The sequence below is a fragment of the Aerococcaceae bacterium zg-252 genome (genome assembly GCA_016237705.1).
Classification (GTDB): Bacteria; Bacillota; Bacilli; order Lactobacillales; family Aerococcaceae; genus Globicatella; species Globicatella yangjingiae.
In genome coordinates this window covers 778,171-803,421 of the sequence record CP066204.1, presented here as the reverse complement: position 1 = coordinate 803,421, position 25,251 = coordinate 778,171, and the positions used below count along the sequence as shown (strand labels likewise).

Sequence of the window (25,251 nt, the reverse complement as noted above, 5' to 3'; positions counted from 1 at the left end):
TGAAAGAAGGGATTTGTAATGAAATATATCGCAACACTTTTTTGGGGCTTTATTTTAGGTCATGTTGCCTTTTATTTAGGTAGTCAATTAACCAGTGCACAATATAATTTTCGTGATGCGACAATTTTAGGAATTGTGGTTGCTATTACGGTATTCATCATTAAACCAATCATTACACGCAAACAACCAACATCAGTTGATAAAGCGTAAGCATACATCACAAAGACACCTTACTGACAATTTCACTCAGTAAGGTGTCTTTCGTTTGATGACGATTTTACAAACAACCAGCACTGCTAATGTTGTACCTAACATATCTACGATGACATCACCCCAACTACCGTCACGACCAGCAACCGATAATTGATTATATTCATCTGCTAACGAAATCATTAACGTCATTCCCCAGCTTATACTACCCAATGTCATAACTGACAAAGCCTTTTCTCGCCACTGACAAAAGCTATATACAACCATTACACTGATTGCACCTAGCACCGTATAAATACTAGCATGTGCTAGCACACGAATATTACTTTCCAATTGTGCACTGCCCTCAAGCGTAGGGAAAAAGAATTGCAGTATGCCTACGATTTGTTTCATTACCCAACCACTTGATTGAGAAGAAAGCTCACCTGGTTGATTTGAAAAGATAAAAATCACCATAACTGTCAGCAACCAAAGAGATGACCATGCTATCCATTTTTTCATGACAGTAGCCCCTATGAAAACCAAGTGACAACAATTGACAAAACTAATACTAGTAAGTAGATGCTTGAAAATAGTTTAAAACTCTTTATCGCTTCTACAAACGTTTCACGCTTGACCTGTTTTTTTGAAAAACGTTGAACACTTAAATAATGTGGATACATTCCAACAAAACCAAGCACTGCCCAAATCGGTACTAAATTGAATACAATATAAAGTCCCCAAAAGACCCATGGCAATAAACTCAACACACGATACAGAGTAACTGCTCTTTGTTTTCCAATATAGTAAACTAACGTATGACGTTCATTCGTAATATCTGTTTCCAAATCACAAGTGTTATTAGCTAACATAATATTGGCGATTAAACAAATAAATGGTAAGGACATCAATAAAATTTCCAATGTTGTCTGCCAATGCCATGTCACTTGAACTGTTTGGGATAACCACTCTGTCGCTAATAATGCTTGTGGTGCTTGAATAAATACAGCGATAAAGTAAATACCAAAACCCATTGTCACACCGGAAAATACTTCACCATACGGTGTTCTCGAAATTGGTACAGGCCCAAAAGTATATAAAATACCAATCGCAAAACATATCATTCCCATAGCCAATAACACAATATCGGTTAAGGCAACAAGAACTAATGATAATACAATCGCAAATAGCAATAAACCTAATACTACATAAATCATTTTTTTCAAAGTCAATTGATGAACACCTATTACATTTTCATTTTCCTTATAGTGTTCATTTTTAGCTTTAATATAATCCATTGTATTATTGATTGCCGTCGTACACATATCAAAGCTGATGACTGCCAACACGAAAATGACGGTCGTCAGCAAATTAAACTGCCCATAACGATAAATACTCCATAGAATCCCAGCAGTCATCGGAATCACACTAGCTATTTTAGTTCTCAGTTCAACAAAATCTAAAAAAATTGCGATTTTCTTACTCATTGACAAGGTGATACTCCTTATTTTTCATTACAAAACTATCTTTCAATCCAGATGTAATATGAACCCCGTGATTTTTATCAATAAACACCGCTTCAACACCGTCTAATTTTTCGACGAACTCTATCCCCTCTTTAATTCCAAATAAAAAGAGTGTCGTTGATAAAGCATCACCGTCAACTGATGTTGGTGCAAAGACGGTCACACCTGAAATATCGTTTTCCAATGGATACCCTGTTTTCGGGTCTAAAATATGATGATATTTCACACCGTCTTTTTCAAGAAAACGCTCATAAATACCTGAAGTTATAATCGCATAATCTTTAATCCGTCTTGACCCCACTACAGCTCCTCGTACTTCATCAGGGTCTTGAACCCCAACATTCCAGCCCTCATCATTTGCCGGTGACGTTCCCATTACAACCACATTTCCACCTAAATTGACAATCGCTGTTGTAATTCCTGCTTCAGCAAAATATTTCACAATGCCACTGCCGATATAACCTTTAGAAATACCACCTAGTTCAATGGTCATGCCCTCTTCTTCTAATTTCACCGTTTGATTTTTCTCATCGAGCGTCACTTTTTTATAATCAATTTTCTTCAAACCCGCATCAATTTCACTTTGCTCAGGTACACGTGCATCTTCTGAACCGATACGCCATAAATTTGATACAGCACCGATTGTTATATCAAATTTACCACCGCTTAATTCCGACATTTCAAGTGCTTTTTTAATGACTTCAAATGTTTCAGGTGCTACTTTAACAGCTTCTTTTCCAGCTGCTTGATTAATACGATAAACATCTGAACCCTCTAAGTTAGTCGTCATTAATTTTTCCATGCGTTTAATATAATCAATCGCCTTATCCATGACGGCTTCTTGATTTTCATGATAAATTTGAATTTGGATAGCCGTATGCAATAGCGATTCTGAACGAACTAATGGGTCTTTCACCACTTTTAAAGGAGTATCACTTAATTTCACAGATGCCCCAGACGTTACATCTTCGGCAAACACTGGCATAATAGTAGAAGTCGTAACAAGTGCCAGTACACTCGTACTTATTAATAATCTTTTCATTGTTTTATTCATTCTTTCGAACTCACTTCCATTTTTAAATCATTGTTCTCATTTTACTAAAATTCGGTGCTGCTGTCACTGAATTGCAACTGAAAACATTGTGCGTTTTGAGATAGGAATCTGAATTATATAAATACATATATTGTAGTTTAAAAATTCTCGACATCCACCAATTCGCTTGCTATTGCGTGCGAAAAACTATTAATCTCTATATAAAAGGTGAGGAACTTTATGGCAAATACAAATGCAGTTTATGCTCGAATTGATTCTAATCTAAAACAAAATGCTGAAACTATCTTACGACAACTAGGTATTTCACCGTCCAGTGCAATTCAAATGCTCTATCACCAAATAATTCTTCACAACGGTATGCCTTTTGAATTACGTTTACCAGAACGTAAACCAACATCTATTTCAAAATTATCTCAAGAAGAGCTAAATATTGAACTACAAAAAGCTATCGATTCTTTAGCAAGTGGCAAAACTTATAGTGCTGATGAAGTGGAGGACTTTTTTTCTAAGGAATATGGAATATGAGTATGCTCTTTAATATTATTTATTCTCCTGAAGATGTACAAGATTTAACCGATATATGAATATATTCGATTCAGTTTACATGCACATATAGCAGCAGATAAACTATTATTTCGTATCCGAAAGGCTATTCGTTCACTCAACACTATGTCAACAAGAAATCCCCTTGTCGAATGGGAGCCATGGTCTTCAATGGGAGTACACAAAGCAATAGTTGATAATTACATCATTTTTTATCTTATTGAAGAAGAAACAACCATTGTTTCCATTTTACGCATTTTCTATTCAGGTCGGAGCATTGAAGAAATCATTAATCATACAATTGAGTAACAAAAAAAGTGTTGGCATTTCCACCAACACTTTTTATTAATGTTAAACTAGATTATTTTACTTCAACTTTAATTGTTTCAGTATTACCTTTTGCTGCTGCTTCTAATAATAATTTAGCATATTCAGCAAATGAATCGTATGTGCTTGTAGCACCTGAAACTGATTCAACATCAGCAACGTTTTGTTTTTCAACTAAACCTTTGTTATATGCTTCAACAGCTTTAGCAAATGATGCACCTGATTTTTCTTCCATCATTTTGTTGTATTCTTCGTTTTCTGATTTTAATTTACCGTCTTTGTCAACCATATCATATTTAGACTCAGTAATTTTACCGTCTTTTACAACAATTGTAAATGAATGAGCCCAACCACGTTCGTCAGCATTAGACTCTAATTTATATTCGCCGTCTTTTAATGCTTCCATTTCGCTCATCATGGCAGTTGTTTCGTCCATCATAGCAGTTGTTTCATCCATTTTAGCTTCTGTAGTTTCTTCCATCATCGCTGTGGTTTCTTCCATTTTAGCTTCTGTAGTTTCTTTCATCATCGCTGTAGTTTCTTCCATTCTAGCTTCTTCTTTTTTATCAGAAGCTGCATTGTTAGCACCACAAGCTGCTAAAACAAACATTGAACCTAATAATAATGTCCCTTTGTTAACTAAATTTTTTAGTTCCATGAATAAAAATCCTTCTTTCCTTTACTTTTGCACTTAACATTTCATAAAAAAACAAATGTAATCATGCATTAACTTAATTATATAATAAAACTATCTAATTTTGCAACAATAAAAGCAGCGTTTTCAGAATTGTCGTATCGACACCTACTTCTTCAAAATATCGATAACTTTTTTCTAAATAGTGATTAATCATCATTTGTACTTGCTCAAAAATTTTATATTGCTCCATTAACTGCAATAATTCATTCGAATCTTCCGGTAAAGGTTGCGAATATTCTTGTTGCAATAGTAAATACGGTGCCGTATAGATACCGTTTTGAATATCTTGTAAAAACGGTTTGCCACTTTCTTCTACTTTTTTACGATAGTCAATTAAGTCATCATTCAACTGAAAAGCCATGCCAATCATTTGCCCAGCATAAAACAATCGTTTCAACTGCCTTCTCGTTAAGTCAGCACTCAAACCTCCAGTTAAAGTTGCCATACCAAATAGTATAGCTGTTTTCCCTTTTATTTGACGCAAATAGTCCATTAATGTCATTGTTTTACGGTATTGATTCATTAACTGCCGTAACTCCCCAATCAAAATATGTTCAATCAATTTATCCTCAAACATATTTCGCTTTAAATCTAATTTTGATTGTGACATCAATCGTCCTGATAAAGATAATAAATAATCACCGGCGTAAATAGCAATGCGATTATTATATTGATGATGCATCGCATCAATGCCCCGACGAACATCAGCATTATCAATTACATCATCGTGAATCAAGGTAGCTAAGTGCAGCAACTCTAAACTAGCCCCTGCGTTAATAAAACGTTCATCTAGTTCTTGATTTAATTCATTTGCTACCATAAGGGTCAATCCGGAACGTAAATATTTTCCAGGTGCATTGATATATGCATGAATTTTTTGTTCGATTTCTTTCATCGGTACTTTCACAGATGTCAGCATTTTCTGTTTAACACGCTTTAATTGAATCGCTAAAGTCGGATAAGGTTGCCAAATTTCATGAACCACGATACAATCTCCATTTCTAAAAAAAGTTGAAAAGCGAGATTTCTCTCAACTTCTCAACTTTAACATAATTATTTAATATTATCACTATATATGTGCTTTGGCTTACCATACAGCCAGTGGTCAAATAATTTACCTAGCCATGGCATAATCCAATAATCTAAACCAAATACACGACCTGAACCATTCATCAAGGCAATTGCAACAGGCACAAACCAAACGTTTACCCATACAAACATACCAGATAAACTGAACATTACAACTAATGCTACAGTTGCTGCACTTACTAACCAAGTGAAGACACCAGCAATTAATGCTAATCCAATTAAAATTTCTACAATTGACATAAAGCGTTGCATAAATAATGCTACTTCTACATTTGGCATCATAAATTTCATAATTGAACCAAACCAATTTGGCATTTTATCCAATACTAACATTGGTTCTTCGCCATACACATAATTCAAACTGAATACACTATGTGCTGCTCCAGCTACGGCATCTGCTGCTCCAGAAGCTGCTGATACTGTTTCTTCTGCACCAGAAGCTGCTGATGTCACATCGGCAGCCTGTAACCATTCAAATGGAAAGACTACTGAATCTTTAAACCATGTTGAACCACCAAACCAACCAAATGTTTTCTTCAATCCTTCAGATAACCACATTGCACCGTAGAAAATACGTAATGGCAATGTCCATAGGTTATTACCTTTAGTAGCTAAGAAACCACCAAAAATATTACGTTTATCTTTAATATCAAAGAACTCGTGTTGTGTATAAGCTACCATATAGAATAAACTGCGAATATCGAAGAAGTATTTCAAGTTAACGATATGTTTCATTAACATTGCGAAAAATCCTGATAAATGATATTTGTCAAACAATAAAGCTACACCATAACGTGAACCGATTGATACCATGAATCCATCATACTTACCTTTAAAAGCATGTTTTTCAGAACCTTTAATCGCTGCGATAATATTTTGAGCAGCTGTGTGCCCTGTTTGTTCAGCAGCTTGTACAATTTGTGGAGCAGGTGCATTGTTTTTATCTGGTTCTTCATAATAAACTAAGTCCCCAGCAATATAAACATTTTCACGCCCTTTTGCTTCCATGTACTCATTCGCAACTAAACGTCCAGCACGTGCTTTTTCGATACCAAATTCAGCTGTTTCAGTATTAGCTTGTACCCCTGCTGTCCAGATTGTTGTATAAGTTGGAATTGTTTTTCCTGACGCTAATTCAATATGGTCTTTAGCAACTTTTACGATACCGTCACCTAAGCTAATTTGAATACCAACTTTTTCCATGTATTTCATTGCTTTGGTTTGTTCTTTTTCAGTAACCATTGCTAAAATTTTTGGAGCAGCTTCAACTAAATGAATTGAAAATTCATCTTCATTTAATTTATACTCATGCGCTAAACGTGGAACCCATTCCACCAATTCTCCAACCATTTCAACACCGGTAAACCCAGCACCACATACTAAGAAAGAAAGCATTGCACGACGTTTTGCTTCATCATGTTCACGAGATGCTAAATAGCATGTATTAATGATATGTGCACGTACACGTTCAGCTGCTTCCATTGACCATAACGTAAAACCATTTTCTTTTACGCCTTCAATACCAAAAGTATTCGCTTCACCACCCATTGCTAACAATAAGTAATCATACTTATAAGTATGATGTTCAGCAATCACTTCTTTTGAATCATAATTAATTGATGTTACTTTGTCCGTTACTAAATCAACTTTTTTATATTTTTTGAAAATACGGCGTAAATCATATTTGATAGCTTCCGGTTCAACACGACCACCTGCTACCTCATGCAATTCTGTCATATAAGTATGATATGAGTGTTTATCAATCAATGTGATATTAACTGACTCATCTTTTTTAAAAGTTTTACCTAATTGACGTGCAGCTGCAATACCAGCATAACCAGCACCGACAATTACGATTTCCTTTGTCATTTTTCCACTTCCTTTTTCATAAATAAAAATAATACCAACTTGAAGTATAACACAGCCCATTTGTGCGTGCAATAACAAATGCGGCTTTTCAAATGATTGCAAACGTATTTATTTTTTGAAAATAGTGTTAAATCAATGATTATTTAAAATTTTATCTTTATACCATTTGTGAGAAGATATACAAACTTGTTAGTGATAGTAATAGTGTAAGCATAAAACACAAAAACACCAACAGCTACTCAAAAGCTGTTGATGTTTTGGCGTTACATTAGTGACAACCACGATTCTTGTGCTCGTGATTTAATTAATTCATCGTGATACACACGTAATACCGATATTTTATGTAATAAGAGATTACCTACAAATCCAACAGCAAAACCGGCTAAAATTCCACTTACTGATAAAACGGGTAAATAATTTAGCACTGCCCATGATTTTGCTAGCAAAGCAGCCATAGATAACTGCCCTAAATTGTGTGCCATTCCACCCATAACCGAAATCCCAACAATACTCACTCGCTTAGGCCCAAGATACTGTAATAAAATCATCACAAGGTAACTTAATAGCCCACCTGCTACACTATATAAGAAAGTAGATAAAGTGCCACCTAATAAAGTCGCTAGCACTAATCTTAATGCTACTACTTGCAAACTATATTTTTTTGGCAAAGTAAAAATAGCAATAATCGTCACTAAATTCGCTAAGCCTAATTTGGCACCTGGTGCAAAAGCAAAAGGCGACGGAATAAAACGTTCTAATAAACTAATCACTACCCCTTGTGCTGCCAGCATCGCTAAATACACTAATAGTTGATATCGTCCTCGTTTCATTCTGTCACCTCACTACAAAGAATATAAAAAACATCGCCGGAGGGAATCGAACCCCCATCACAAGAACCGGAATCTTGTGTGATATCCATTACACTACGGCGACATAGCTACTATATAATAACGATTTTTATCAAAAGATGCAAGTAAAATCATTAAAACCCTAGCCCACCGTTCTTAGTGGACTAGGGCAATCTATCTTATTCATAAACAGTATTGTAAACTTCTGACAGTGACGATTCAGCTACCAAATTACCATCCGCATCGACACGTTCAATACAAATAATACCGTATGTTGGTGCTAAATAATAATTCATGTGTGAGCCGTCAGCATAGCCTGTTTCTTCAATCATCACGACTTCTTGATACGATTTATTATTCTTTTCATAAGTCGGTAAAATATCGCGAATCGTTCTTACATATTCATTATTATAACCGGAATAGTATTGATACCCAATTGACAAATTATTTGGTAGAATTAACGATTCTCCATTGCCCGCAACTTGAGTCGAATAACGCAAATCTTCGACATCTCCATAACTATCAACACAAGCTAATTCATAAAGCCCATTGCTACGTTGTTGATACACATAAGCTTTAGCGACTCCATTTACTAACATTACAATTTGAAACACACCATTTTGGTCAGGTGAATATTCTAAAATAGTGTATTGATTTTCAAATCCTGTCCCAAAACCAATGTACTGATAATTATTGAATTTCTTATAAGGAATATAATCCGAAAAAGTTCCCGAAATTGTGCCACCATCGGACACTTCTTCTTGAGCCGAAACTGTCATGCTCAAATTTGAAAAAACACACAATAACATAGCGACTAATAATGAAACTTTTTTTATTATTTCAACTATTTTCCCACTACGTTTCAATTGTCTATTCATCATCTCGCTCCCCCACTTATTTCCAGTTTTTAAATCTAGCAGAGATTGAACATATCATTCCCCAGTCTAACTTTACTCATAGTATACCACACTCAAACAACACAATACATGGACACAATGAGAAAAGAATTTGAAGAAAGTTTGAAGATACTCAATTATCTTCCTGATTTTCACTTTGTGCCATTTGAATCATCAACTGTCCGATTGCGTCAGAACTCGATAAATGATGAACAAATTTGTTCAAACGTTTTAACACTGCACGACGTGTAATAATCCCTTTAAAATTTTGTTGGTCATCTACGACACATAAAAAGTTATAATCGACCAAATGATGTAAAATCTTTTCAAAACTAACTTGTTCGTCCAAGATAATCGGTGGTTCTATCATGACCGACTCAATTTTAATTTCATCTAATTTATCCACTTCAATCGCATCAATCGTTGTAATCGCTTGAATAATCAATGATGTATTAATTAAACCCATTAACTTCGACTGTGGCGATAAAACTGGAATAAGTGAATAATTAACTGTCGATAGAATTAACAATCCATGACTCAAGGTATTGCTAGTTAACACATGTGCCACATTATCAGCCGGTATCATCAATTCAGACAACGAATTAACAATCGTTTTTTCAATAATTTTATTTATCATATTGTACTTACCGTAAAAATTCTTGTGTCAAATCCACTAAACATTCATGCGTATCAGTATAGAACTTAACGATAATTTTTTGCTCATCAATGTCAATGACTGCATACGTTTTATACGGAATTGGCCCACGCGAATGATTCAAGCTACCCGGATTAACGAAAATAACACCTTCTTTTTGCTCTGCATAAAGGCGATGTGTGTGCCCATGAAAAACAAATTTCGCATTCGTTCCCAGTGCCATTTCTAATAATTCTTGATTATTCGTATTGACGCCATGACGATGTCCATGGACTACCAAAATTTTACCTACTTCTGTATCTTTTGTACGAACTGCAAAATACTGTGGATCAAAATCCATATTTCCAGATACAACGACATCGACTTGCTCCCAAATTGGATCATCAGCCGGAAACTCTGAATCGCCACAATGAACAATAATATCCACTTGTGAGCGATATTGCTCAATTAGTTGATTTAATTGTGCCCAATTTCCATGATTGTCACTGATTACTAACCATTTCATTTTTTATTCAACTCCTCTATCCAATTCGGCATTTTCTCAAGTAATGCTTTCAACGCTAACGCACGATGTCCAATTTCACTTTTACGTTCCGGCATTTGTGCAAATGTTTTTTGCTCAGACGAAATATAAAAGACTGGATCATAACCAAACCCTTTTTCACCTTGCATTGCTGTTGCGATTTCGCCGTCTACTCGCCCCTCAACTACTAGCGACTCCATATTAGGGTGAGCCAACACTAAGCAACAAATAAAATGTGCTTGACGATTCGTTTCACCGTCTAAGGCGGCTAAAAGTTTTTGATTATTTTTCAAATTATCCGTTGGTTGCCCTGCATAACGTGCACTATAAATTCCCGGTGCTCCGTTTAAGGCATCTACACATAGCCCTGAGTCATCGGCTAGTACAATTCCTTTAGTAATTTGTGCAATCGTCTCTGCTTTTAGACGTGCATTTTCTTCAAATGTTGACCCTGTTTCTTCAACCTCTTCTAAATCAGGAAAATCCAACAATGATTCTACTTCAATCCCTAGTGGTGTAAATAAAGTTTGAAACTCTTTTACTTTCCCTGGATTATGAGTTGCGATTAATATTTTCGACAATGTGATCCCCCTCAATTCGACATGTTTTAACTTCCAACTCTTCATTTTTTAGCCACGCTTTAGCAACCGTTTCAAAGTGTTCTGCTTCACCAGTCGTAAAAATTTCCATTGTGGCTGGACTTTCAATTGCTTCTTGGGCACTGCGACTCAAATTAAAGTAATCGAGCAAGGTACTCACTTCATTAATCGTTTCAACACCTGAGTCTATCAAACTCACTGATTCTCCCATTGCCTCTTGTATCACATCACGAATAATCGGATAATGCGTACAGCCAAGAACTAGCGTGTCTACTTGCTCATCAATTAATGACTGTAATTGAGCTTGAACAATAGCTGGTGTTTTCGCATCATCCATGCGATTTTCTTCCACAATCGAAACAAATTCAGGTGCTGCTACACTGGTAACAGCTAAATGATTTGCTTTTTCTAAAATAACTTGTTCATATAAACGACTATTAATCGTCCCTTGTGTACCAATGACACCGATGCGTTGATTTTGTGTTTCCTTTATTGCTGCACGACTACCAGGGTGTATCACACCGATAACCGGAATTGACAAACTTGACCTAATTTCTTCTAAAGCAGCTGCTGTCCCTGTGTTGCACGCAATTACCAGCATTTTTATGCCTTTTTCCAATAAAAAATGAGTCATTTGCCAAATAAACTCTTTTACTTGCGACAAAGGACGTGGTCCATACGGACAACGTGCACTATCTCCTAAATAAATAATCGATTCATTGGGTAATTGCTTCAAACTTTGTTTGACTACCGTTAGTCCCCCAAAACCAGAGTCAATAATCCCAATTGGTAATTCTTTCATTATTTGCATCCTGCTTTCTTTGTTCGTTAAGAGCTAAAAAATCAGTCAAATTCACTAGCACACTGACTTATCACACGAGCAGTCATTGCGTGACTACTTCGCCTAAACTTCCCCTAACACCGATATTTTCTATTATTCTCGCTTTCTATTATATACTAAGCGTTCTCTTTTTCCTAGTAGTTGAAATTTTACCAATCTTATCTTTACTAATGCATCTATCATGCTATAATTAGGAATGGCAAAAATTCGGGTTCCATTGCTCAATTTGCCATTAATTTATCAAACAAATGAGGAATGAAATGAAACAAGAAAACAAAACCTATGGTTTAATCACTGCGATTACAATGATTGTCGGTATCGTAATTGGCTCCGGCATTTATTTTAGAGCAGATAATGTCTTAGTATATGCTGGCGGGAATGTCGGATTAGGAATGCTAGCTTTAGCACTTGGTGCTAGTTGCATTATTTTTGGAAGTTTATCCCTGTCAGAATTAGCTCAACGTACAACATCTAGCGGTGGGATTTCTAGCTATTATGAAGAATTTATTTCTCCTGGAATTGCAGCTGCCATTGGATTTTTCCAAGCCTTTGTATATTTACCGACTGTTATCGTCGTAGTCGCATGGGTCGCTGCTATTTACACATGGATGTACATGGGAATAACGTCTACGCTCGAAATGCAAATCATTTTAGCAGCTATTTATATTATCTTATTTATCGCACTAAACTATTACTCACGTCGTTTCGGTGGCTATTACCAATCATTATCTACTATTATTAAGGTGATTCCTTTACTGATTATTGCAATTATCGGGATTTTTTGGAACAAGGACTTACCTGAAATACCCACTGGTATAACGGTCATTCAACCTAAAAATGTCGGCTTTGGTTGGCTAGCAGCACTCGTACCACTCGCCTTTTCTTATGACGGTTGGACGGCGGTAATTTCAATTGCCCCTGAAATACGTGACCCTAAACGCAACTTAGCGAAAGCACTCATTATGGGTCCCTTATTTATTTTATTGACCTACTTACTATTCTTTTTTGGCTTAAATAAAATATTAGGTGCTAGCTTTATTATGAGTGTCGGTGATGATGCCATTCATTATGCGTTACGAATGCTTTTCGGTTCAAAAATTGGTAACTTTATTTTATTGATTATCATTATTTCCGTACTAGGTGTTGTCAATGGTATGCTTTTAGCATTGATTCGTTTACCTCAAGCCTTTGCACAACGTAAATGGTTAAATTCTAAGCGACTAGCAACTGTTCATCCAAAATATCAAGTATCAACAGCCTCTACATTATTGATTCTTATCGTAGCTTTAGGGTGGTTAGCAATTCATTACATCGTTCAAAAATTTGACTTGTTATACGGTCGTGATGTGAGCGAAATAGCGATTGTATTTAATAATTTAGCCTTTGCTGTACTCTATTTCAAAGTGATTCAATTATATCGCCGCCAAACGATTACGCAACGCTTTACTGGTCTAATTTCACCGATATTCGCAATTCTCGGTAGTTTATCCATTTTAATTGGTAGTCTGACAACTGCTCCAATGTACGTGCTACTATTCCAATGTTTTTGCTTATGCATCTGTTTTATTGGTTACTGGTTATATCATCAAAATCGAGTTTAAAATAATAGAATCCGTATCATCTGTTTATATGTGATACGGATTTTTTTATGAAGTTGTATCACACCAATTGTTGTTACTCCAATTTGAATATAGTAAAATAATAATAATTACTAAACAACTTAGGGGTGAGTAACCATGATTAACCAATTGAAGCAGAAGTTTCCAAATAATTTTATCAATATGATTATTGGAAGAAGCACTTTAAATATTGGTGATAGCTTTTATCTTATCGCATTTTCATATGCTATCGTACAAATTTATCACATCAGTGCAAGTGAATTAGCTACACTCACCTTATTGAGCCGATTGCCTTTAATTTTTTCTTTTACATTTGGCTCTTATCTAAATAGAATCCATAACAAAAAACAATCTCTAATACTATTGCAAATAATACAGATTGTCATTATCACTTTAGTTGTATTTGTATTTTATTTTAAAGCCCCTATTCATTACCTTTTCATATTGAACACATTATTTTATATTATCAATACGCTATCCAATGCTATGAGTTCTGGTATTGTCCCACAATCTTTAAATTATGAAGCGGACTTAATCGAAAAATCGGTAGATGTTCAGTATTTTACGACAAATTCATTGGATATTATGAGTAATTTTATTGGCTCATTATTACTGCTCGTTATCTCTTATTCTCATCTCATGATTGCAGGAATCCTTGTCATCTTTTTAGGAATTTACTTTATTAATAAATTACATTTAATTAATACGAAACATCATGAGAATACCGTAGAAGAAAACAAACAATTTTTCTCATCATTTAATGTATTTCTATCCAATAAATTAACATGCTTTATCGTATTGGTCGAATCATTTTTGAGTGGTGCAACAGATTTATTATTAACCTTAACCCCATTGTATTTATTACAAATTAAGGTAGACTTAGCACATATAGGCTTAGTTTACGCTGCAAGACGTTTAGCTGATTTATTAGGAGCACTGATTGCACCAACTATTAAAATAAATCCAACAAAATTCTTCTGCATTGACTATATTATATCTGGGGCACTTTTAACTTTAATATTTATTGTTGATAATATTTGGGCTAAATTATTCTTTTACATGTTAGCTTTCATTATTATTGGAATTTCAGGCAATATTTTTGAAAAAATGATTTACGCTTCCTATCCACCTACCGAACTAGCTGGAATCTATTCTATTATCAGTAGTTTCTTTTCCTTATTTGGTGTCATCTTTTTATTAGTACCGAATTTTTATAGTAATATCTATGTTCTAGGTGTGACACTCAATGGAGCTACAGTGATTATTGGGTGCGTATTACTCATTATCGTCAAACTTTCTGCTCAAAAAATGAAATAAGTGGTGCTAGCATAAAAAGACGGGCGTGTGCCCGTCTAATTCAATTCGTCCGTAGTCGTACTATTTTTTATTACGCATTACTTCTAAACGATAACCGTCTGGGTCAGTTACGAAGAAATAAGACGGTGGATTGCCTGGTAAACCTTTCATATCAGTTGTTTCATAGCCAGACTCTTTACATTTAGCATGAATCGCTTCTAAATCATCAACACCTAAAGCCAAATGACTAAATCCATTACCAATTACATATGGGTCTGCATCGTAATTATACGTTAATTCCAACTCAAAATCTGAACCTGGTACAACTAAATACACTAAATCAAATTTATGTTCTGGAAACTTACGTTCACGACTAATCGTAAAATCAAAAATTTCAGTGTAAAACTTTAAAGACGCTTCTAAATTGTGTACACGATAACATGCGTGTAATAATGTTTGTGACATACTTCTCCACCTCTATACTCTTTTTATTTACTATATCAAATTTCGTATTGTTTAACAATGTTAATGCTGTTTACATATCAAGTGTTTCAAACGCATAAGGGACTAATTCTTTGACAGATGTTTCTAAAATAGCACCGTCGTGACGTGTTAAATAAACGGGTGTCTCAGCATCACAAAATTCAACTAATACTTGACGACAAATACTGCAAGGCGGTAAAAATGCTTCTGTATCACCACTAACTGCAATCGCAGCAATGGACTTTGGTGCATAGCCCTTTGTAACAGCCGTAAAAATCGCTGTACGTTCAGCACAATTGGTCGCACCAAACGAAACATTCTCGACATTGACACCTTCAATGACTTCTCCGTCTTTCATCAACATCGCACAACCAACAGGAAATTTTGAATACGGACTATATGAGTGAGCCATTACTTTTCTTGCACATTCCATTAATTGTTCTTTATTCATTTTATCATTACTCCTTTTTAGGCTAGCTTGGGTAAACTAAAAAGTCAAAACTCCAATACGCACACTATACTTCATCATAACGTTCACGCAGCGTGTTTTCATCAAAAATTAATTGTGCTTCTTCCGTCACCAACACTGGAATTCCTACTTGATTTAAGGCTTTCTTTGCATCAAATTCTTCTCGTGTATCTCGAAGACTTAAAAAACGCTTTAAATTTGGAATAGAAGATGTAATATTCACTTCATCATACGTTACTCCTAACTCCTGTAACACTGTTACAAAAGGTGCTGTATCCGGGCACGTATCACTAAAATATAAAATAGGTCTTGTCATCTATTTGATTCTCCTTTATATTTTCTTTTTTGAGAATAACTGTCTTAAAAAAATTAATATCATTAAACATATAACCGTTAACAAGACTGTTTGATGATTGTTTATAATATGGTACGTTCTCAAAAAGAATAAAATAATGATATAGATACCTATACTAATTATACCTAATTTTTTAAACATACTAATTCGTCTCCTAAAACATTCAGTTATATAATCACTCAAATATCGTAATTCTCATTCTAGTACTATTATAAAAGATCTTGTAACAAAAATATACAAAAAAACAAATAAAGCAGTTGAAAGTCCCAAATGTTTTCATTCAAAACTTCCAACTGCTGTTATAGTATGTTATTCAATTAAAACGCTCGTTGTCACACTATGTTAATATGGCTCCAACTCGCTGAAATGACGTCCACTACAAAAGTCGCCTCTGTGTGTTTCACACACTCCAGCGACTTTCTCCAGTGGTTCATTTCAGAACGCTCGTTGTCACACTATGTTATTCAAAATACTCTGAGAAGTGCTCTTTTACAATGGCATGGCAACGATGACATAATTCTGGTGCACCGTCAACTGTTCCAACTTCTGGGCGAACAGCACGACAACGTTCACAGACATGACCTTGTGCTGGTTGCACTAAGACTTTAAATCCATCATAATCTTCTACTGAATCATCAGCTTGAGATAATGGTTGTAAACTTAATTGTGACACAATCAATAATTGTGCTAAATCATCGCTCAATACCGATACTTGTTCCAATACTTCTTCTGGAGCAAAGACAGTAACTGCTGCCTCAAATGATTTCTTAATTGGCGATACTTCATCATTTTTAGCAACTTCCAATGCTTTATTTACTGCAGATTGTACTTCAAAGAATGGTGTCCATTGTTCAATTAATGCTTTAGCAGCCGTTACATCACGTTTTTCTGGCATATCTTGCAACTGCACAAATCCCTCTGCACCTGGCAACTCTTTCCACGCTTCTTCCATTGTATGAAGTAAAATTGGTGTTAACAATGGAATTAAATTACGTAATACATGATAAATCACTGTTTGCATTGCACGACGTGGATAAGCATTCGTTGATTCGATATATAACACATCTTTAGCAAAATCTAAGTAAAATGCTGACAAATCAACTGTAATAAAATTGATTACTTTTTTATAAATCGTTGAATATTGGAATTCATCGTAAGCTGTTAACACATCATTCACTAACACATCAAATTTAGCCATTAAATATTGGTCAACTGGTCTTAATGTATCCACTTTATCCGTTTCAGGATTAAAGTCCCCGATATTAGATAACATGAAACGAATTGTATTACGGATTTTACGATAAGTTTCGGATACTTGTTTTAAAATATCATTTGAAATACGAACATCATTTTCGTAGTCCACGCTAGCTACCCATAAACGAATAATATCTGCCCCAAGCTCTTTCATCACTTCTTCTGGCACAATAACATTACCGAGTGACTTACTCATTTTTTGACCTTTACCGTCCATAACAAACCCTTGTGATAACACTGCTTTGTATGGTGGCTGATTATTCGCTGCAACAGAAGTTGTAAAACTTGAGTTAAACCAACCACGATATTGGTCAGACCCTTCTAAGTATAAGTCTGCTGGGAATTGTTGCCCCTCACGTTTTAAGACGCTCGCATAACTTGTACCAGAATCAAACCAAACGTCCATAATGTCCATTTCTTTAGTAAACTCACCATTTGGACTACCTGGGTGTGTAAAGCCTGCTGGCAACAACTCTTTGGCGTCACGTTCAAACCAAATATTCGAACCATGCTCTTCAACCAATTGAGCTACATGCTCGATGACCGCACTATCTAAAATTTCTTCGCCATTTTCTGCATAGAAAATTGGTAATGGCACACCCCAAACACGTTGACGTGAAATTACCCAATCACCACGGTCACGCAACATATTATAAATACGCACTTGCCCTGACGGATGATGCCATGTCACATCTTGCTCAACCGATGTTAATAATTGTTGACGGAATTTATCAATAGACGCAAACCATTGTGGTGTTGCACGATAAATAACCGGTTTTTTCGTACGCCAGTCATGTGGATAGCTATGCAGTAACTCACCTTGAGCCAATAAACGATTTTTTTCAATTAATGTATCAATCACTAATTGATTTGCCTTAATGTAGAAGATTCCCTCAAAACCAGGTGCTTCTGCTGTAAAATGACCACGATTATCGAGTGGTGATAAAATATCTAAATTATAACGTAATCCTACTTGATAGTCGTCTTCCCCGTGTCCAGGTGCTGTATGCACTAAACCAGTTCCGGCATCTAATGTAACATGGTCACCTACCATTACAAGTGAAGCACGGTCATAAAATGGATGTTGAGCCGTTAATCGATCAAATTGTGCCCCTTGATATTCGGCTACAATTTCATATTCTGACCAAGCCACTGCTTTAGCGACTGTTTCTAACAATTCTTTCGCTACAATGAATAGACGCTCTTCGACTTGAACAGCCACATAAGTAGCATCTGGTGATACTGAAATCCCTAAGTTAGCTGGTAATGTCCATGGTGTCGTCGTCCAAATAACAAATTCAGCATTTTCAGGTACAACCCCTTGATGCTCCAACACTTTAAATGCCACATAAATTGACGGTGAAGTCACATCTTTATATTCAATTTCAGCCTCAGCTAAAGAAGATTCACTTGACGGTGACCAATAAATTGGTTTTAAGCCCTTATAAATATAGCCTTTTTCAGCCATTTTCCCAAAAATACGTAATTGTTCTGCTTCATATTTTGGTTGTAAAGTTAAATAAGGATTATCCCAATCACCCGTTACTCCTAAACGTTTGAAGTCTTTACGTTGTTCATCGACTTGTTTCAAAGCATATTCTTCACATAAACGTCTAAAATCAGCTACCGAAAATTTCTTGCGGTCAATACCTTCAGAATTTGTCAATGCTGCCTCGATAGGTAGCCCATGTGTATCCCAACCTGGAATATACGGAGCACGGAAACCAGACATTGATTTATAACGTACGATAAAATCTTTTGAGATTTTATTTAACGCATGTCCCATATGTAGCTTACCATTCGCATAGGGCGGGCCATCATGTAAAATATATGCCGGACGATTAGCATTTTTTTCTTGAATTTTTTTATAGATTTCTGCTTGTTCCCATTCTGCTTGTAATTCAACTTCTTTTAACGGTAAATTCGCACGCATTGCGAAATTTGTTTTGCCTAGATTTAATGTTTCTTTTAATTTCATTGTAATCTCCATTCTTTATTATTTATTAGTCAAAACCAATAGAAAAACGCCCCTCAACAAAGGGACGTTCTTAACGTGGTACCACCCAAATTTAATCAGTAAAATACTTTACTCATTATCTCTTGCATGTTAACGCTATTCAAGCGGTTTTAGCTACTAAACTAATTGTTCACTAAAACAAGATTTATAGGGGATAAATTTTATTACAGGGATTGCCAAGCTCACACCATTTCTTGACTCGCTTAAATATATAATAAAATTGTTGTCCTATACTTTTTAATTATTCTGGTAAATCAATGCGAATCGTTCTTCCAACAACACTTTTTGGAATAGTTGGCCCTTCATTTTTCGCCATTAAGGCTTCGATATCAAATGACTCATCTACTTCCAAATCATCAGGAGTGCCAAAATCATCGAAACTATCCACTGTTGGGAAAAACATTTCTTCTTGTGCTGGTTGACTCTCAACAGTTGGAAATGTCATTTCTTCAAGAACCGGTGTTGATTGAAACTCTTCAGCCAATTCTTGTTCTAACACATCCACTCGCTCATTAATCGAACCTGTTGCCTTAACTGTATTCAGTGAATTTAAAACAGGTGCTGCTTCAAATAATGGTTGATATTCTGTATTATTGATTAACGCCAATTGTGCTTCAACCATATTCGTTAATTTTTCACGAAATTCTTTTCCGTAAGATTGTAATTGTTCAGTTTCACTAATAATTGATTCAGAACGATGTGTCGCTTCCATAATTAAACGGTCTGCTTCACGCTCTGCCTCGAATAAAATTAATTCAGCTTCTTTGCGTGCATTTTGTTTTAAACGGTCTGCTGCTTCTTGAGCAATAACAATTGAATTATTCAATGAATCTTGTAATTGTTGGAAATAATTTAATTTATCTTGCATAGCGGACATTTGACTCGTTAATTCCTTATTTGAAAGGGTTAATTTTTCAAATTCTGCTACGATAGTATCTAGAAAGTCATTTACCTCATCTGGATCATAGCCTCTAAATTTTGAGCTAAATTCTTTATGTAAAATCTCTGATGGTGTTAAAGCCACTTTCACACTTCCTTTCACTATTCTCATTTCATCATATTCATTCTACACTAAATTCAAAAAAAATCATATAGCCAATGTTAAAAAAATACTAATTATTTAGACAAGACATGGACAGTAAGTCGATAATTATCTTTTTTGGTCACACCGTCAACTGATTTTACCCAAAAGCGTCCATATTTTCGCAACGAAACTATATCATTCAACTTCACTTCAATATCGCCACGACTCATTTCAGCAAAATTCATTTTAACATATCCTGCTGCCACCGCCTCTTTTGCTCGTTGTCTCGAGATATTGTAGACTTTAGACAATAAGGCATCTAAACGCATTGAACTAGAAATAATCGTTGTAATCTCCCATTGTTCATTTGAAGTTAACAAGGAATCAATCTCAATGTTTTCTAAATGGACACCAACATTACCGATTTTAGTAACATTCGTTTTAATAAATTCGCTAATCGTATCATCTAAAATCAATTGCCAATATGTGCCGTCTGTCATAATATCGCCAATTCGCTGTCTATCTATACCAGTTGATAATACCGTTCCCAGTATGCGACCATGAGTAATTTCTGCAAATTTCACTGGAAATTTCACTTCTAATAAGCACAAATTATAGTCTGCAAATGACGGTTCATAATAAGACGGTACAATCAAAGCACGCTTACGTTCAGCATTCTCGTAACCTCCGTTAAAAGAAACCGATAAATCATCATTTGTCGCAACCAACTGTTCCGTAATCATCGCCTCTCTAGGTGTTAAAAAACCAGATAAATAAGGAACATAGCGATTTTCTACTTGTTGCATCCAACCAAACACTTGATCAATAAAACTCTTTTCCTCTTTACCATAATGCTGGTATATATCTTGGTTCATACAAATACCTCATATCTAAATTAAAAAAAGCTTGCTACTTGTATGATACCCATTTTTACTAAATCCAGTACAAAATAAGCAATCAATACATTAAAACTAATACCACCTACTGACGGAATAATTTGATCAAATATATCTAAGTACGGACGTACCAGACGCACAATAACATTCCATACAGCCGTTTGACGTGCTTGTGGAAACCATGTCATTAAAGCATATACTGCTAATAATAGCTGATATATTCGCACCAATTGAATAGCAGCTGTTACAATACTTATCATTCGATTAAACTCCTTTATCTTCCTTTTGACAACTTGGGCAAATTCCAAACATTTCGACACTCGCAGCACGCACTACATACCCTGTATGTGTCTTCGCATCTTCTTTAAGAAGTTCAAGATCTCGAGCTGGAAAATCCGTTACTTTCCCACATTTCTCACACATAATATGGAAATGTTGATGCCCTAAAAAGTCATAGCGACTCGTCACCCCTGAAAATTTCATTTCGTGTACATAACCATGTTCAATTAAAATATCCAAATTATTATAAATCGTTGCAAAACTCATACCTGGATTATCTGGCAGTAAGTCCTCATAAATTTCTTCAGCAGTAGGGTGCGAGTGACTATTCACCATATAAGTAATGATAGCCTTTCTTGGTTCTGTTATGCGAATTCGCTTTTTCTTTAGTTCTGAAATAATATGGTCAACCGTTTGTTGCGTATCTTCACTGTGCCTTCCAAATTCTCGTTCAAAATGTTCATTTGCATGATGATTCATTGCTCTCTTCTCCTTCGTATCAATTATATATAAGTAAACGTATCAAAATTTGATACCTACAATAAGCTACGTTTATTATAGCATTTTTTAAATTGATGTACTAATACTTTAATTAGCTATTACAAATAAAAAACTGGACTTCTGCCCAGTTTCAGTCATCTATTAGAGAATAATATAATTTTCATAGCCTAACCAGCCTAATAAACCCTTAGCCGGGAAATACATCAAGAATGACAACACAACATTAAAGATAATAGTAGGCCATAATTGTGTCGCTAAAAATTCAGTCAATGTCACCGTTGTATATCCAAATTCACGATAAAAGACAAATACAATAAATTGGCAAACTGTAATCGCAACTAACAGTAACATGATATGCACCGCTGCATTTTTCGGGAAATATTTTTTCACTTTAATAATGACATAAGCAATGATTAAGTATAATGCACCATATATTCCCAAAATTGTCGTATTATAAGAGTCCGTTAATAGTCCAAAAATCAACGCATTTAACATAATGGTCTCATCTCGAAAATAAAAAGCAAACAATGTTAAAAAATACAAAGCTAATTGTGACACAATGGTTTGCCCATTGCCTAAAAAAGCTACTGGAAAAATAGCAGGAAGTGCAGAATCCACGATAATACTAATAAATAGTAAGAATGGTAAAAACCATTTTACTCGACGGTCACGGTTAATTTTCATTGGCGTCACTCTGCCCTTCTCGCAAAATAACCGTTACAAAGCGAATATCCGTCATCTCTCCAGCTGGTTTAATTTCAACAATTTGGAATAAACCATAATCGTCCATTTTAACCGATTCTACTTCACCAATCAATAAAGTACTTGGAATAATTCCACCTAAACCAGAAGTAATTACCATGTCGCCAGCTTTAATTTTAGCTGCTGGATCAACTTGTGTCATAATGTAATGCTTAGATTTGCGATCATAGGACGATAAAATACCATTTGCTGAACCTGATTGAGTTTGAATACTAGCCGAAACCATTCCAGCATTTGATTTTTCTGATGTCAATAATAAAACTTTTGAACTAGTTGGATTGACTTCTACTACACGTCCAATTAATCCGTTACCTGCCATGACTGCCATATTGACTTCAACACCTTTATTTGAACCAACATCAATCGTTAATGTTTCCATCCATTGATCCGGATTGCGTGCAATAACCGTTGAATTGATAACCGAATATTTGCTTAATGTTTGCACAAGATTTAATTCTTTACGCATACCCTCATTTTCTGCCTCTAAATCAGCCACACGCACTTGAAGTTCATACACTTGGTCAATTTTTGATTTTAATTGTTGATTTTCTTCAAAGGTATTAATGACATTATCAACCGAATTAACAAAACGCACCACCATATTAACTGGCTCTGAGAAAAAACGTCCTGTCCAAGATGCTGTATCATTGATTGCACTGGTTAATAAATTATTAGCCCCATTTAACATCGTAAAACTAATTAATGATACAGTAGCAATGGTCGCTAATAATATACCAATCATTTTCTTATTATTCATTATATTCCTCTTTCTAACTGGAACATTAACGTGCTTGACGTTCCACTTGTTGAGATTGGCGTTCCATTTCTTTTAATAATTTTCCAGCTCCGCTTACAACCGAATCAAGTGGCTTATCCACAAGATTTACTGGTATGCTCAATTCTTTGTACAGACGTTCGTCCAAGCGTTTCAATAATGAACCGCCTCCTGTTAAAATAATACCAAAATCAAGAATATCAACGGCTAATTCAGGTGGAGTTTCTTCAAACACTTGCTTAATAGCCGTAATAATTGGACAGATCACTTCATCTAGTACTTGCGAAATCCGTTGAGCTCGTATCACTGTTTCATCTGGCATACCCGTAACAATATTACGACCTTTTACCAACATCTTATCTTGCTCATCATGAGTCGTATAAAGTGCATTACCAATTTTACATTTGATTTCATCTGCTACTTGATACCCAATCGCTAATTGATAGTCTTCCCTAACGGTATCCATAATCAATTCATTCATTTTATGCCCAGCATAGACAATCGCTTTTCCTTTAACAATCTCACCATAAGAGATAACAGCAATATCAGTTGTGCCACTACCTATGTCCACAATCATTTTACCACGTGGCTCATAAATATTTAACCCAACACCGATAGCGGCTGCATAAGGTTCATCGACAATCATTGCTTTGCGAATACCTAAATCTTTAATCGCATCAATAACGGCTCGCCGTTCCACCTTTGAAATATTACTTGGAACACAAATAACGACATCTGGTTTCGATACCGTACGATGAATCGCTTTTTTTATAAAATAAGCTAGCATTAATTTTGTTAGAGCAAAATCAGCGATAACTCCGTCACGCAATGGTCGGATAATTTCAAAATTTTCTGAAGTTCTTCCGACTAATTGTTCTGCCTCACGACCAAAAGCAACAACTTCTTTCGTTCCCTTTTTTCGTGCTACTATCGACGGTTCACGCAAGGCAATCCCTTTATTTTCAATATAAATTAAGGTGTTAGCAGTGCCTAAATCAATTCCAATACGTTCTTTTCCAAACAATGCCATGTTATGCCTCCGTTCTCAATAATATGCTCATCAACTTGATAAATTAAATAATAACTTAACTCGTCCTATTATATCAAAAATCATTATTAAAAACTACCGGTAACTAGATGGAATTATATTTCGTAAATTATATTTTTATCCTTACAAGTAAAGAACTATTTATGATAAGTGCATTCCCGTTTGTATAGATAATCAACTGTTTCATCTTCTATTTTTAAATTTCGACTAAATATTTCTACCACAGGCTTTCCTTTCGGAAATGTTTTCTGTTTCTTTAAATCTAATAATGATTGCGGCACTGTTCGGTGTTTTGTATCTTTTAGTGTTAAGGCAAGAATTTGTTTTCTTGTTTTTAGGGCATAATCAAAATCAAGATATAAAAACTTACCAGCTCCTGTTAAATAAACATTTTCACCAATTAATTCCGCTATAGAAGATAATATTTGTAGTTTTTGAATCGTAGTTCCATCATTTTTTATTTCAATATCATCTAATACAATGTGTTGATTCAAACAGTCTTCAAAAAAACTGCTACTCCCTTTTTTATACCGAATACCACACAAATGCATAAAATTAGAAGACGAGAAATAAATATCTATTTTGCTATCTACGGTACAATAAGTCACAACTTTATTTATAAAATATTTTTCAAAAAATTTAGCTGCTATATGCAATGTATTAAAATAACGCCTTATATTATTTTGTTCGTTACTGCTAATTCGCTTGTAATGAGATTCTCTCTTCATCATTTTCCCCCATATTAAAAATAGACGACTCGCAGCACGAGTCGCCTACTAAAGTCGGTTTAATTCTGGTGTCTGCCACCGCTTGGCCC

At 35.1% G+C, this 25,251-nt stretch carries 28 protein-coding genes, 1 tRNA gene and 1 pseudogene; 5 read left to right on the top strand and 25 right to left on the bottom strand.

Features of this window, described 5'->3' with window-relative positions; all coding sequences use genetic code 11:
• The first annotated feature begins 18 nt into the window (after nt 1-18).
• Nucleotides 19-210: a YjzD family protein gene (locus tag JDW14_03975; GenBank protein ID QQD66264.1), complete on the top strand. Its 192-nt coding sequence runs from the start codon at nt 19-21 to the stop codon at nt 208-210.
• Between the two features lie 36 nt (nt 211-246).
• Here the strand turns inward: JDW14_03975 and JDW14_03970 are convergent, their stop codons facing one another.
• From JDW14_03970 to JDW14_03960, 3 genes are read right to left on the bottom strand one after another with little or no spacing between them, the layout of a single operon-like run.
• Entirely contained in the window at nt 247-711 is a 465-nt protein-coding gene (locus JDW14_03970; GenBank protein ID QQD66263.1) for a VanZ family protein, read from the bottom strand.
• A gap of 11 nt (nt 712-722) precedes the next feature.
• Entirely contained in the window at nt 723-1,676 is a 954-nt protein-coding gene (locus tag JDW14_03965; GenBank protein ID QQD66262.1) for a 1,4-dihydroxy-2-naphthoate polyprenyltransferase, read from the bottom strand.
• Entirely contained in the window at nt 1,669-2,757 is a 1,089-nt protein-coding gene (locus JDW14_03960; protein ID QQD66494.1) for an FAD:protein FMN transferase, read from the bottom strand. Before JDW14_03960 ends, JDW14_03965 begins: the two co-directional genes overlap by 8 nt.
• Nucleotides 2,758-2,988: 231 nt before the next feature.
• Here JDW14_03960 and JDW14_03955 point away from each other — a divergent pair, with 231 nt between their 5' ends.
• Both JDW14_03955 and JDW14_03950 read left to right on the top strand, forming a co-directional pair.
• On the top strand, nt 2,989-3,294 hold the full coding sequence (locus JDW14_03955) for a type II toxin-antitoxin system RelB/DinJ family antitoxin (GenBank protein ID QQD66261.1): 306 nt from the start codon (nt 2,989-2,991) through the stop codon (nt 3,292-3,294).
• A pseudogene (locus tag JDW14_03950) lies at nt 3,291-3,621 on the top strand (type II toxin-antitoxin system RelE/ParE family toxin). Before JDW14_03955 ends, JDW14_03950 begins: the two are co-directional and overlap by 4 nt.
• Before the next feature lie 52 nt (nt 3,622-3,673).
• Here the strand turns inward: JDW14_03950 and JDW14_03945 are convergent.
• The 10 genes from JDW14_03945 to racE form a co-directional block, all read right to left on the bottom strand.
• Nucleotides 3,674-4,297 carry an FMN-binding protein gene (locus JDW14_03945; protein QQD66260.1) on the bottom strand — a complete coding sequence of 208 codons (624 nt, stop codon included), beginning with the start codon at nt 4,295-4,297 and terminating at the stop codon, nt 3,674-3,676.
• Between the two features lie 94 nt (nt 4,298-4,391).
• Nucleotides 4,392-5,321: a polyprenyl synthetase family protein gene (locus JDW14_03940; GenBank protein ID QQD66259.1), complete on the bottom strand. Its 930-nt coding sequence runs from the start codon at nt 5,319-5,321 to the stop codon at nt 4,392-4,394.
• 68 nt (nt 5,322-5,389) lie between these two features.
• Nucleotides 5,390-7,294, bottom strand: coding sequence for an FAD-dependent oxidoreductase (locus tag JDW14_03935; protein ID QQD66258.1), 1,905 nt, complete (start codon nt 7,292-7,294; stop codon nt 5,390-5,392).
• Nucleotides 7,295-7,557: 263 nt separating this feature from the next.
• On the bottom strand, nt 7,558-8,124 hold the full coding sequence (locus JDW14_03930) for a Gx transporter family protein (protein ID QQD66257.1): 567 nt from the start codon (nt 8,122-8,124) through the stop codon (nt 7,558-7,560).
• A 31-nt stretch (nt 8,125-8,155) separates the two neighbouring features.
• Nucleotides 8,156-8,227, bottom strand: a tRNA-Arg gene (locus JDW14_03925).
• Nucleotides 8,228-8,321: 94 nt separating this feature from the next.
• Nucleotides 8,322-9,023, bottom strand: coding sequence for a hypothetical protein (locus tag JDW14_03920; GenBank protein QQD66256.1), 702 nt, complete (start codon nt 9,021-9,023; stop codon nt 8,322-8,324).
• A 148-nt stretch (nt 9,024-9,171) separates the two neighbouring features.
• Nucleotides 9,172-9,675 carry a CBS domain-containing protein gene (locus JDW14_03915; GenBank protein QQD66255.1) on the bottom strand — a complete coding sequence of 168 codons (504 nt, stop codon included), beginning with the start codon at nt 9,673-9,675 and terminating at the stop codon, nt 9,172-9,174.
• Nucleotides 9,676-9,682: 7 nt separating this feature from the next.
• The gene (locus JDW14_03910; GenBank protein ID QQD66254.1) at nt 9,683-10,198 is read right to left on the bottom strand and encodes a metallophosphoesterase; all 516 of its coding nucleotides are present in this window, start codon (nt 10,196-10,198) and stop codon (nt 9,683-9,685) included.
• A complete protein-coding gene (locus JDW14_03905; protein ID QQD66253.1) occupies nt 10,195-10,842 on the bottom strand; it encodes an XTP/dITP diphosphatase in 648 nt (215 codons plus the stop codon). Before JDW14_03905 ends, JDW14_03910 begins: the two co-directional genes overlap by 4 nt.
• Nucleotides 10,769-11,617, bottom strand: a complete 849-nt coding sequence (gene racE / locus JDW14_03900) for a glutamate racemase (protein ID QQD66252.1) — start codon at nt 11,615-11,617, stop codon at nt 10,769-10,771. Before racE ends, JDW14_03905 begins: the two co-directional genes overlap by 74 nt.
• A gap of 299 nt (nt 11,618-11,916) precedes the next feature.
• Here racE and JDW14_03895 point away from each other — a divergent pair, with 299 nt between their 5' ends.
• Both JDW14_03895 and JDW14_03890 read left to right on the top strand, forming a co-directional pair.
• On the top strand, nt 11,917-13,257 hold the full coding sequence (locus tag JDW14_03895; protein QQD66251.1) for an APC family permease: 1,341 nt from the start codon (nt 11,917-11,919) through the stop codon (nt 13,255-13,257).
• Between the two features lie 1,077 nt (nt 13,258-14,334).
• Nucleotides 14,335-14,592: a hypothetical protein gene (locus JDW14_03890; GenBank protein ID QQD66493.1), complete on the top strand. Its 258-nt coding sequence runs from the start codon at nt 14,335-14,337 to the stop codon at nt 14,590-14,592.
• 60 nt (nt 14,593-14,652) lie between these two features.
• Here the strand turns inward: JDW14_03890 and JDW14_03885 are convergent, their stop codons facing one another.
• The 12 genes from JDW14_03885 to JDW14_03830 all read right to left on the bottom strand — a co-directional run bounded on the left by JDW14_03885 (nt 14,653) and on the right by JDW14_03830 (nt 25,162).
• Entirely contained in the window at nt 14,653-15,036 is a 384-nt protein-coding gene (locus tag JDW14_03885; protein QQD66250.1) for a VOC family protein, read from the bottom strand.
• Between the two features lie 70 nt (nt 15,037-15,106).
• The gene (locus JDW14_03880) at nt 15,107-15,505 is read right to left on the bottom strand and encodes a cytidine deaminase (protein ID QQD66249.1); all 399 of its coding nucleotides are present in this window, start codon (nt 15,503-15,505) and stop codon (nt 15,107-15,109) included.
• A 64-nt stretch (nt 15,506-15,569) separates the two neighbouring features.
• The gene (locus tag JDW14_03875; protein QQD66248.1) at nt 15,570-15,839 is read right to left on the bottom strand and encodes a glutaredoxin; all 270 of its coding nucleotides are present in this window, start codon (nt 15,837-15,839) and stop codon (nt 15,570-15,572) included.
• 499 nt (nt 15,840-16,338) lie between these two features.
• On the bottom strand, nt 16,339-19,110 hold the full coding sequence (ileS, locus tag JDW14_03870) for an isoleucine--tRNA ligase (GenBank protein ID QQD66247.1): 2,772 nt from the start codon (nt 19,108-19,110) through the stop codon (nt 16,339-16,341).
• Nucleotides 19,111-19,390: 280 nt separating this feature from the next.
• Nucleotides 19,391-20,173, bottom strand: a complete 783-nt coding sequence (locus JDW14_03865) for a DivIVA domain-containing protein (protein QQD66246.1) — start codon at nt 20,171-20,173, stop codon at nt 19,391-19,393.
• Nucleotides 20,174-20,265: 92 nt separating this feature from the next.
• The gene (locus tag JDW14_03860) at nt 20,266-21,048 is read right to left on the bottom strand and encodes an RNA-binding protein (GenBank protein ID QQD66245.1); all 783 of its coding nucleotides are present in this window, start codon (nt 21,046-21,048) and stop codon (nt 20,266-20,268) included.
• 20 nt (nt 21,049-21,068) lie between these two features.
• On the bottom strand, nt 21,069-21,329 hold the full coding sequence (locus JDW14_03855) for a YggT family protein (GenBank protein QQD66244.1): 261 nt from the start codon (nt 21,327-21,329) through the stop codon (nt 21,069-21,071).
• A gap of 4 nt (nt 21,330-21,333) precedes the next feature.
• Nucleotides 21,334-21,828 carry a transcriptional repressor gene (locus tag JDW14_03850; protein QQD66243.1) on the bottom strand — a complete coding sequence of 165 codons (495 nt, stop codon included), beginning with the start codon at nt 21,826-21,828 and terminating at the stop codon, nt 21,334-21,336.
• A 162-nt stretch (nt 21,829-21,990) separates the two neighbouring features.
• Nucleotides 21,991-22,533 carry a rod shape-determining protein MreD gene (gene mreD / locus JDW14_03845; protein ID QQD66242.1) on the bottom strand — a complete coding sequence of 181 codons (543 nt, stop codon included), beginning with the start codon at nt 22,531-22,533 and terminating at the stop codon, nt 21,991-21,993.
• Nucleotides 22,523-23,371, bottom strand: coding sequence for a rod shape-determining protein MreC (mreC, locus tag JDW14_03840; GenBank protein QQD66492.1), 849 nt, complete (start codon nt 23,369-23,371; stop codon nt 22,523-22,525). The genes mreD and mreC overlap by 11 nt, the downstream gene beginning before the upstream one ends.
• Nucleotides 23,372-23,393: 22 nt before the next feature.
• Entirely contained in the window at nt 23,394-24,416 is a 1,023-nt protein-coding gene (locus tag JDW14_03835; GenBank protein QQD66241.1) for a rod shape-determining protein, read from the bottom strand.
• Nucleotides 24,417-24,571: 155 nt separating this feature from the next.
• A complete protein-coding gene (locus tag JDW14_03830) occupies nt 24,572-25,162 on the bottom strand; it encodes a hypothetical protein (protein QQD66240.1) in 591 nt (196 codons plus the stop codon).
• Nucleotides 25,163-25,251 lie beyond the last annotated feature (89 nt).

Coding starts and splice junctions, on each gene's coding strand:
- JDW14_03930 (QQD66257.1), bottom strand. CDS start 8,124: ATGAAACGAGGACGATATCAACTATTAGTGTATTTAGCGATGCTGGCA.
- JDW14_03905 (QQD66253.1), bottom strand. CDS start 10,842: ATGAAGAGTTGGAAGTTAAAACATGTCGAATTGAGGGGGATCACATTG.
- JDW14_03890 (QQD66493.1), top strand. CDS start 14,335: ATGTTAGCTTTCATTATTATTGGAATTTCAGGCAATATTTTTGAAAAA.
- JDW14_03835 (QQD66241.1), bottom strand. CDS start 24,416: ATGGCATTGTTTGGAAAAGAACGTATTGGAATTGATTTAGGCACTGCT.
- JDW14_03945 (QQD66260.1), bottom strand. CDS start 4,297: ATGGAACTAAAAAATTTAGTTAACAAAGGGACATTATTATTAGGTTCA.
- JDW14_03975 (QQD66264.1), top strand. CDS start 19: ATGAAATATATCGCAACACTTTTTTGGGGCTTTATTTTAGGTCATGTT.
- ileS (QQD66247.1), bottom strand. CDS start 19,110: ATGAAATTAAAAGAAACATTAAATCTAGGCAAAACAAATTTCGCAATG.
- JDW14_03935 (QQD66258.1), bottom strand. CDS start 7,294: ATGACAAAGGAAATCGTAATTGTCGGTGCTGGTTATGCTGGTATTGCA.
- racE (QQD66252.1), bottom strand. CDS start 11,617: ATGAAAGAATTACCAATTGGGATTATTGACTCTGGTTTTGGGGGACTA.
- JDW14_03955 (QQD66261.1), top strand. CDS start 2,989: ATGGCAAATACAAATGCAGTTTATGCTCGAATTGATTCTAATCTAAAA.
- JDW14_03850 (QQD66243.1), bottom strand. CDS start 21,828: ATGAATCATCATGCAAATGAACATTTTGAACGAGAATTTGGAAGGCAC.
- JDW14_03910 (QQD66254.1), bottom strand. CDS start 10,198: ATGAAATGGTTAGTAATCAGTGACAATCATGGAAATTGGGCACAATTA.
- JDW14_03880 (QQD66249.1), bottom strand. CDS start 15,505: ATGAATAAAGAACAATTAATGGAATGTGCAAGAAAAGTAATGGCTCAC.
- JDW14_03885 (QQD66250.1), bottom strand. CDS start 15,036: ATGTCACAAACATTATTACACGCATGTTATCGTGTACACAATTTAGAA.
- JDW14_03855 (QQD66244.1), bottom strand. CDS start 21,329: ATGATAAGTATTGTAACAGCTGCTATTCAATTGGTGCGAATATATCAG.
- JDW14_03965 (QQD66262.1), bottom strand. CDS start 1,676: ATGAGTAAGAAAATCGCAATTTTTTTAGATTTTGTTGAACTGAGAACT.
- JDW14_03960 (QQD66494.1), bottom strand. CDS start 2,757: ATGAAAAGATTATTAATAAGTACGAGTGTACTGGCACTTGTTACGACT.
- JDW14_03875 (QQD66248.1), bottom strand. CDS start 15,839: ATGACAAGACCTATTTTATATTTTAGTGATACGTGCCCGGATACAGCA.
- JDW14_03970 (QQD66263.1), bottom strand. CDS start 711: ATGAAAAAATGGATAGCATGGTCATCTCTTTGGTTGCTGACAGTTATG.
- JDW14_03830 (QQD66240.1), bottom strand. CDS start 25,162: ATGAAGAGAGAATCTCATTACAAGCGAATTAGCAGTAACGAACAAAAT.
- JDW14_03895 (QQD66251.1), top strand. CDS start 11,917: ATGAAACAAGAAAACAAAACCTATGGTTTAATCACTGCGATTACAATG.
- JDW14_03920 (QQD66256.1), bottom strand. CDS start 9,023: ATGATGAATAGACAATTGAAACGTAGTGGGAAAATAGTTGAAATAATA.
- JDW14_03860 (QQD66245.1), bottom strand. CDS start 21,048: ATGAACCAAGATATATACCAGCATTATGGTAAAGAGGAAAAGAGTTTT.
- mreD (QQD66242.1), bottom strand. CDS start 22,533: ATGAAAATTAACCGTGACCGTCGAGTAAAATGGTTTTTACCATTCTTA.
- JDW14_03915 (QQD66255.1), bottom strand. CDS start 9,675: ATGATAAATAAAATTATTGAAAAAACGATTGTTAATTCGTTGTCTGAA.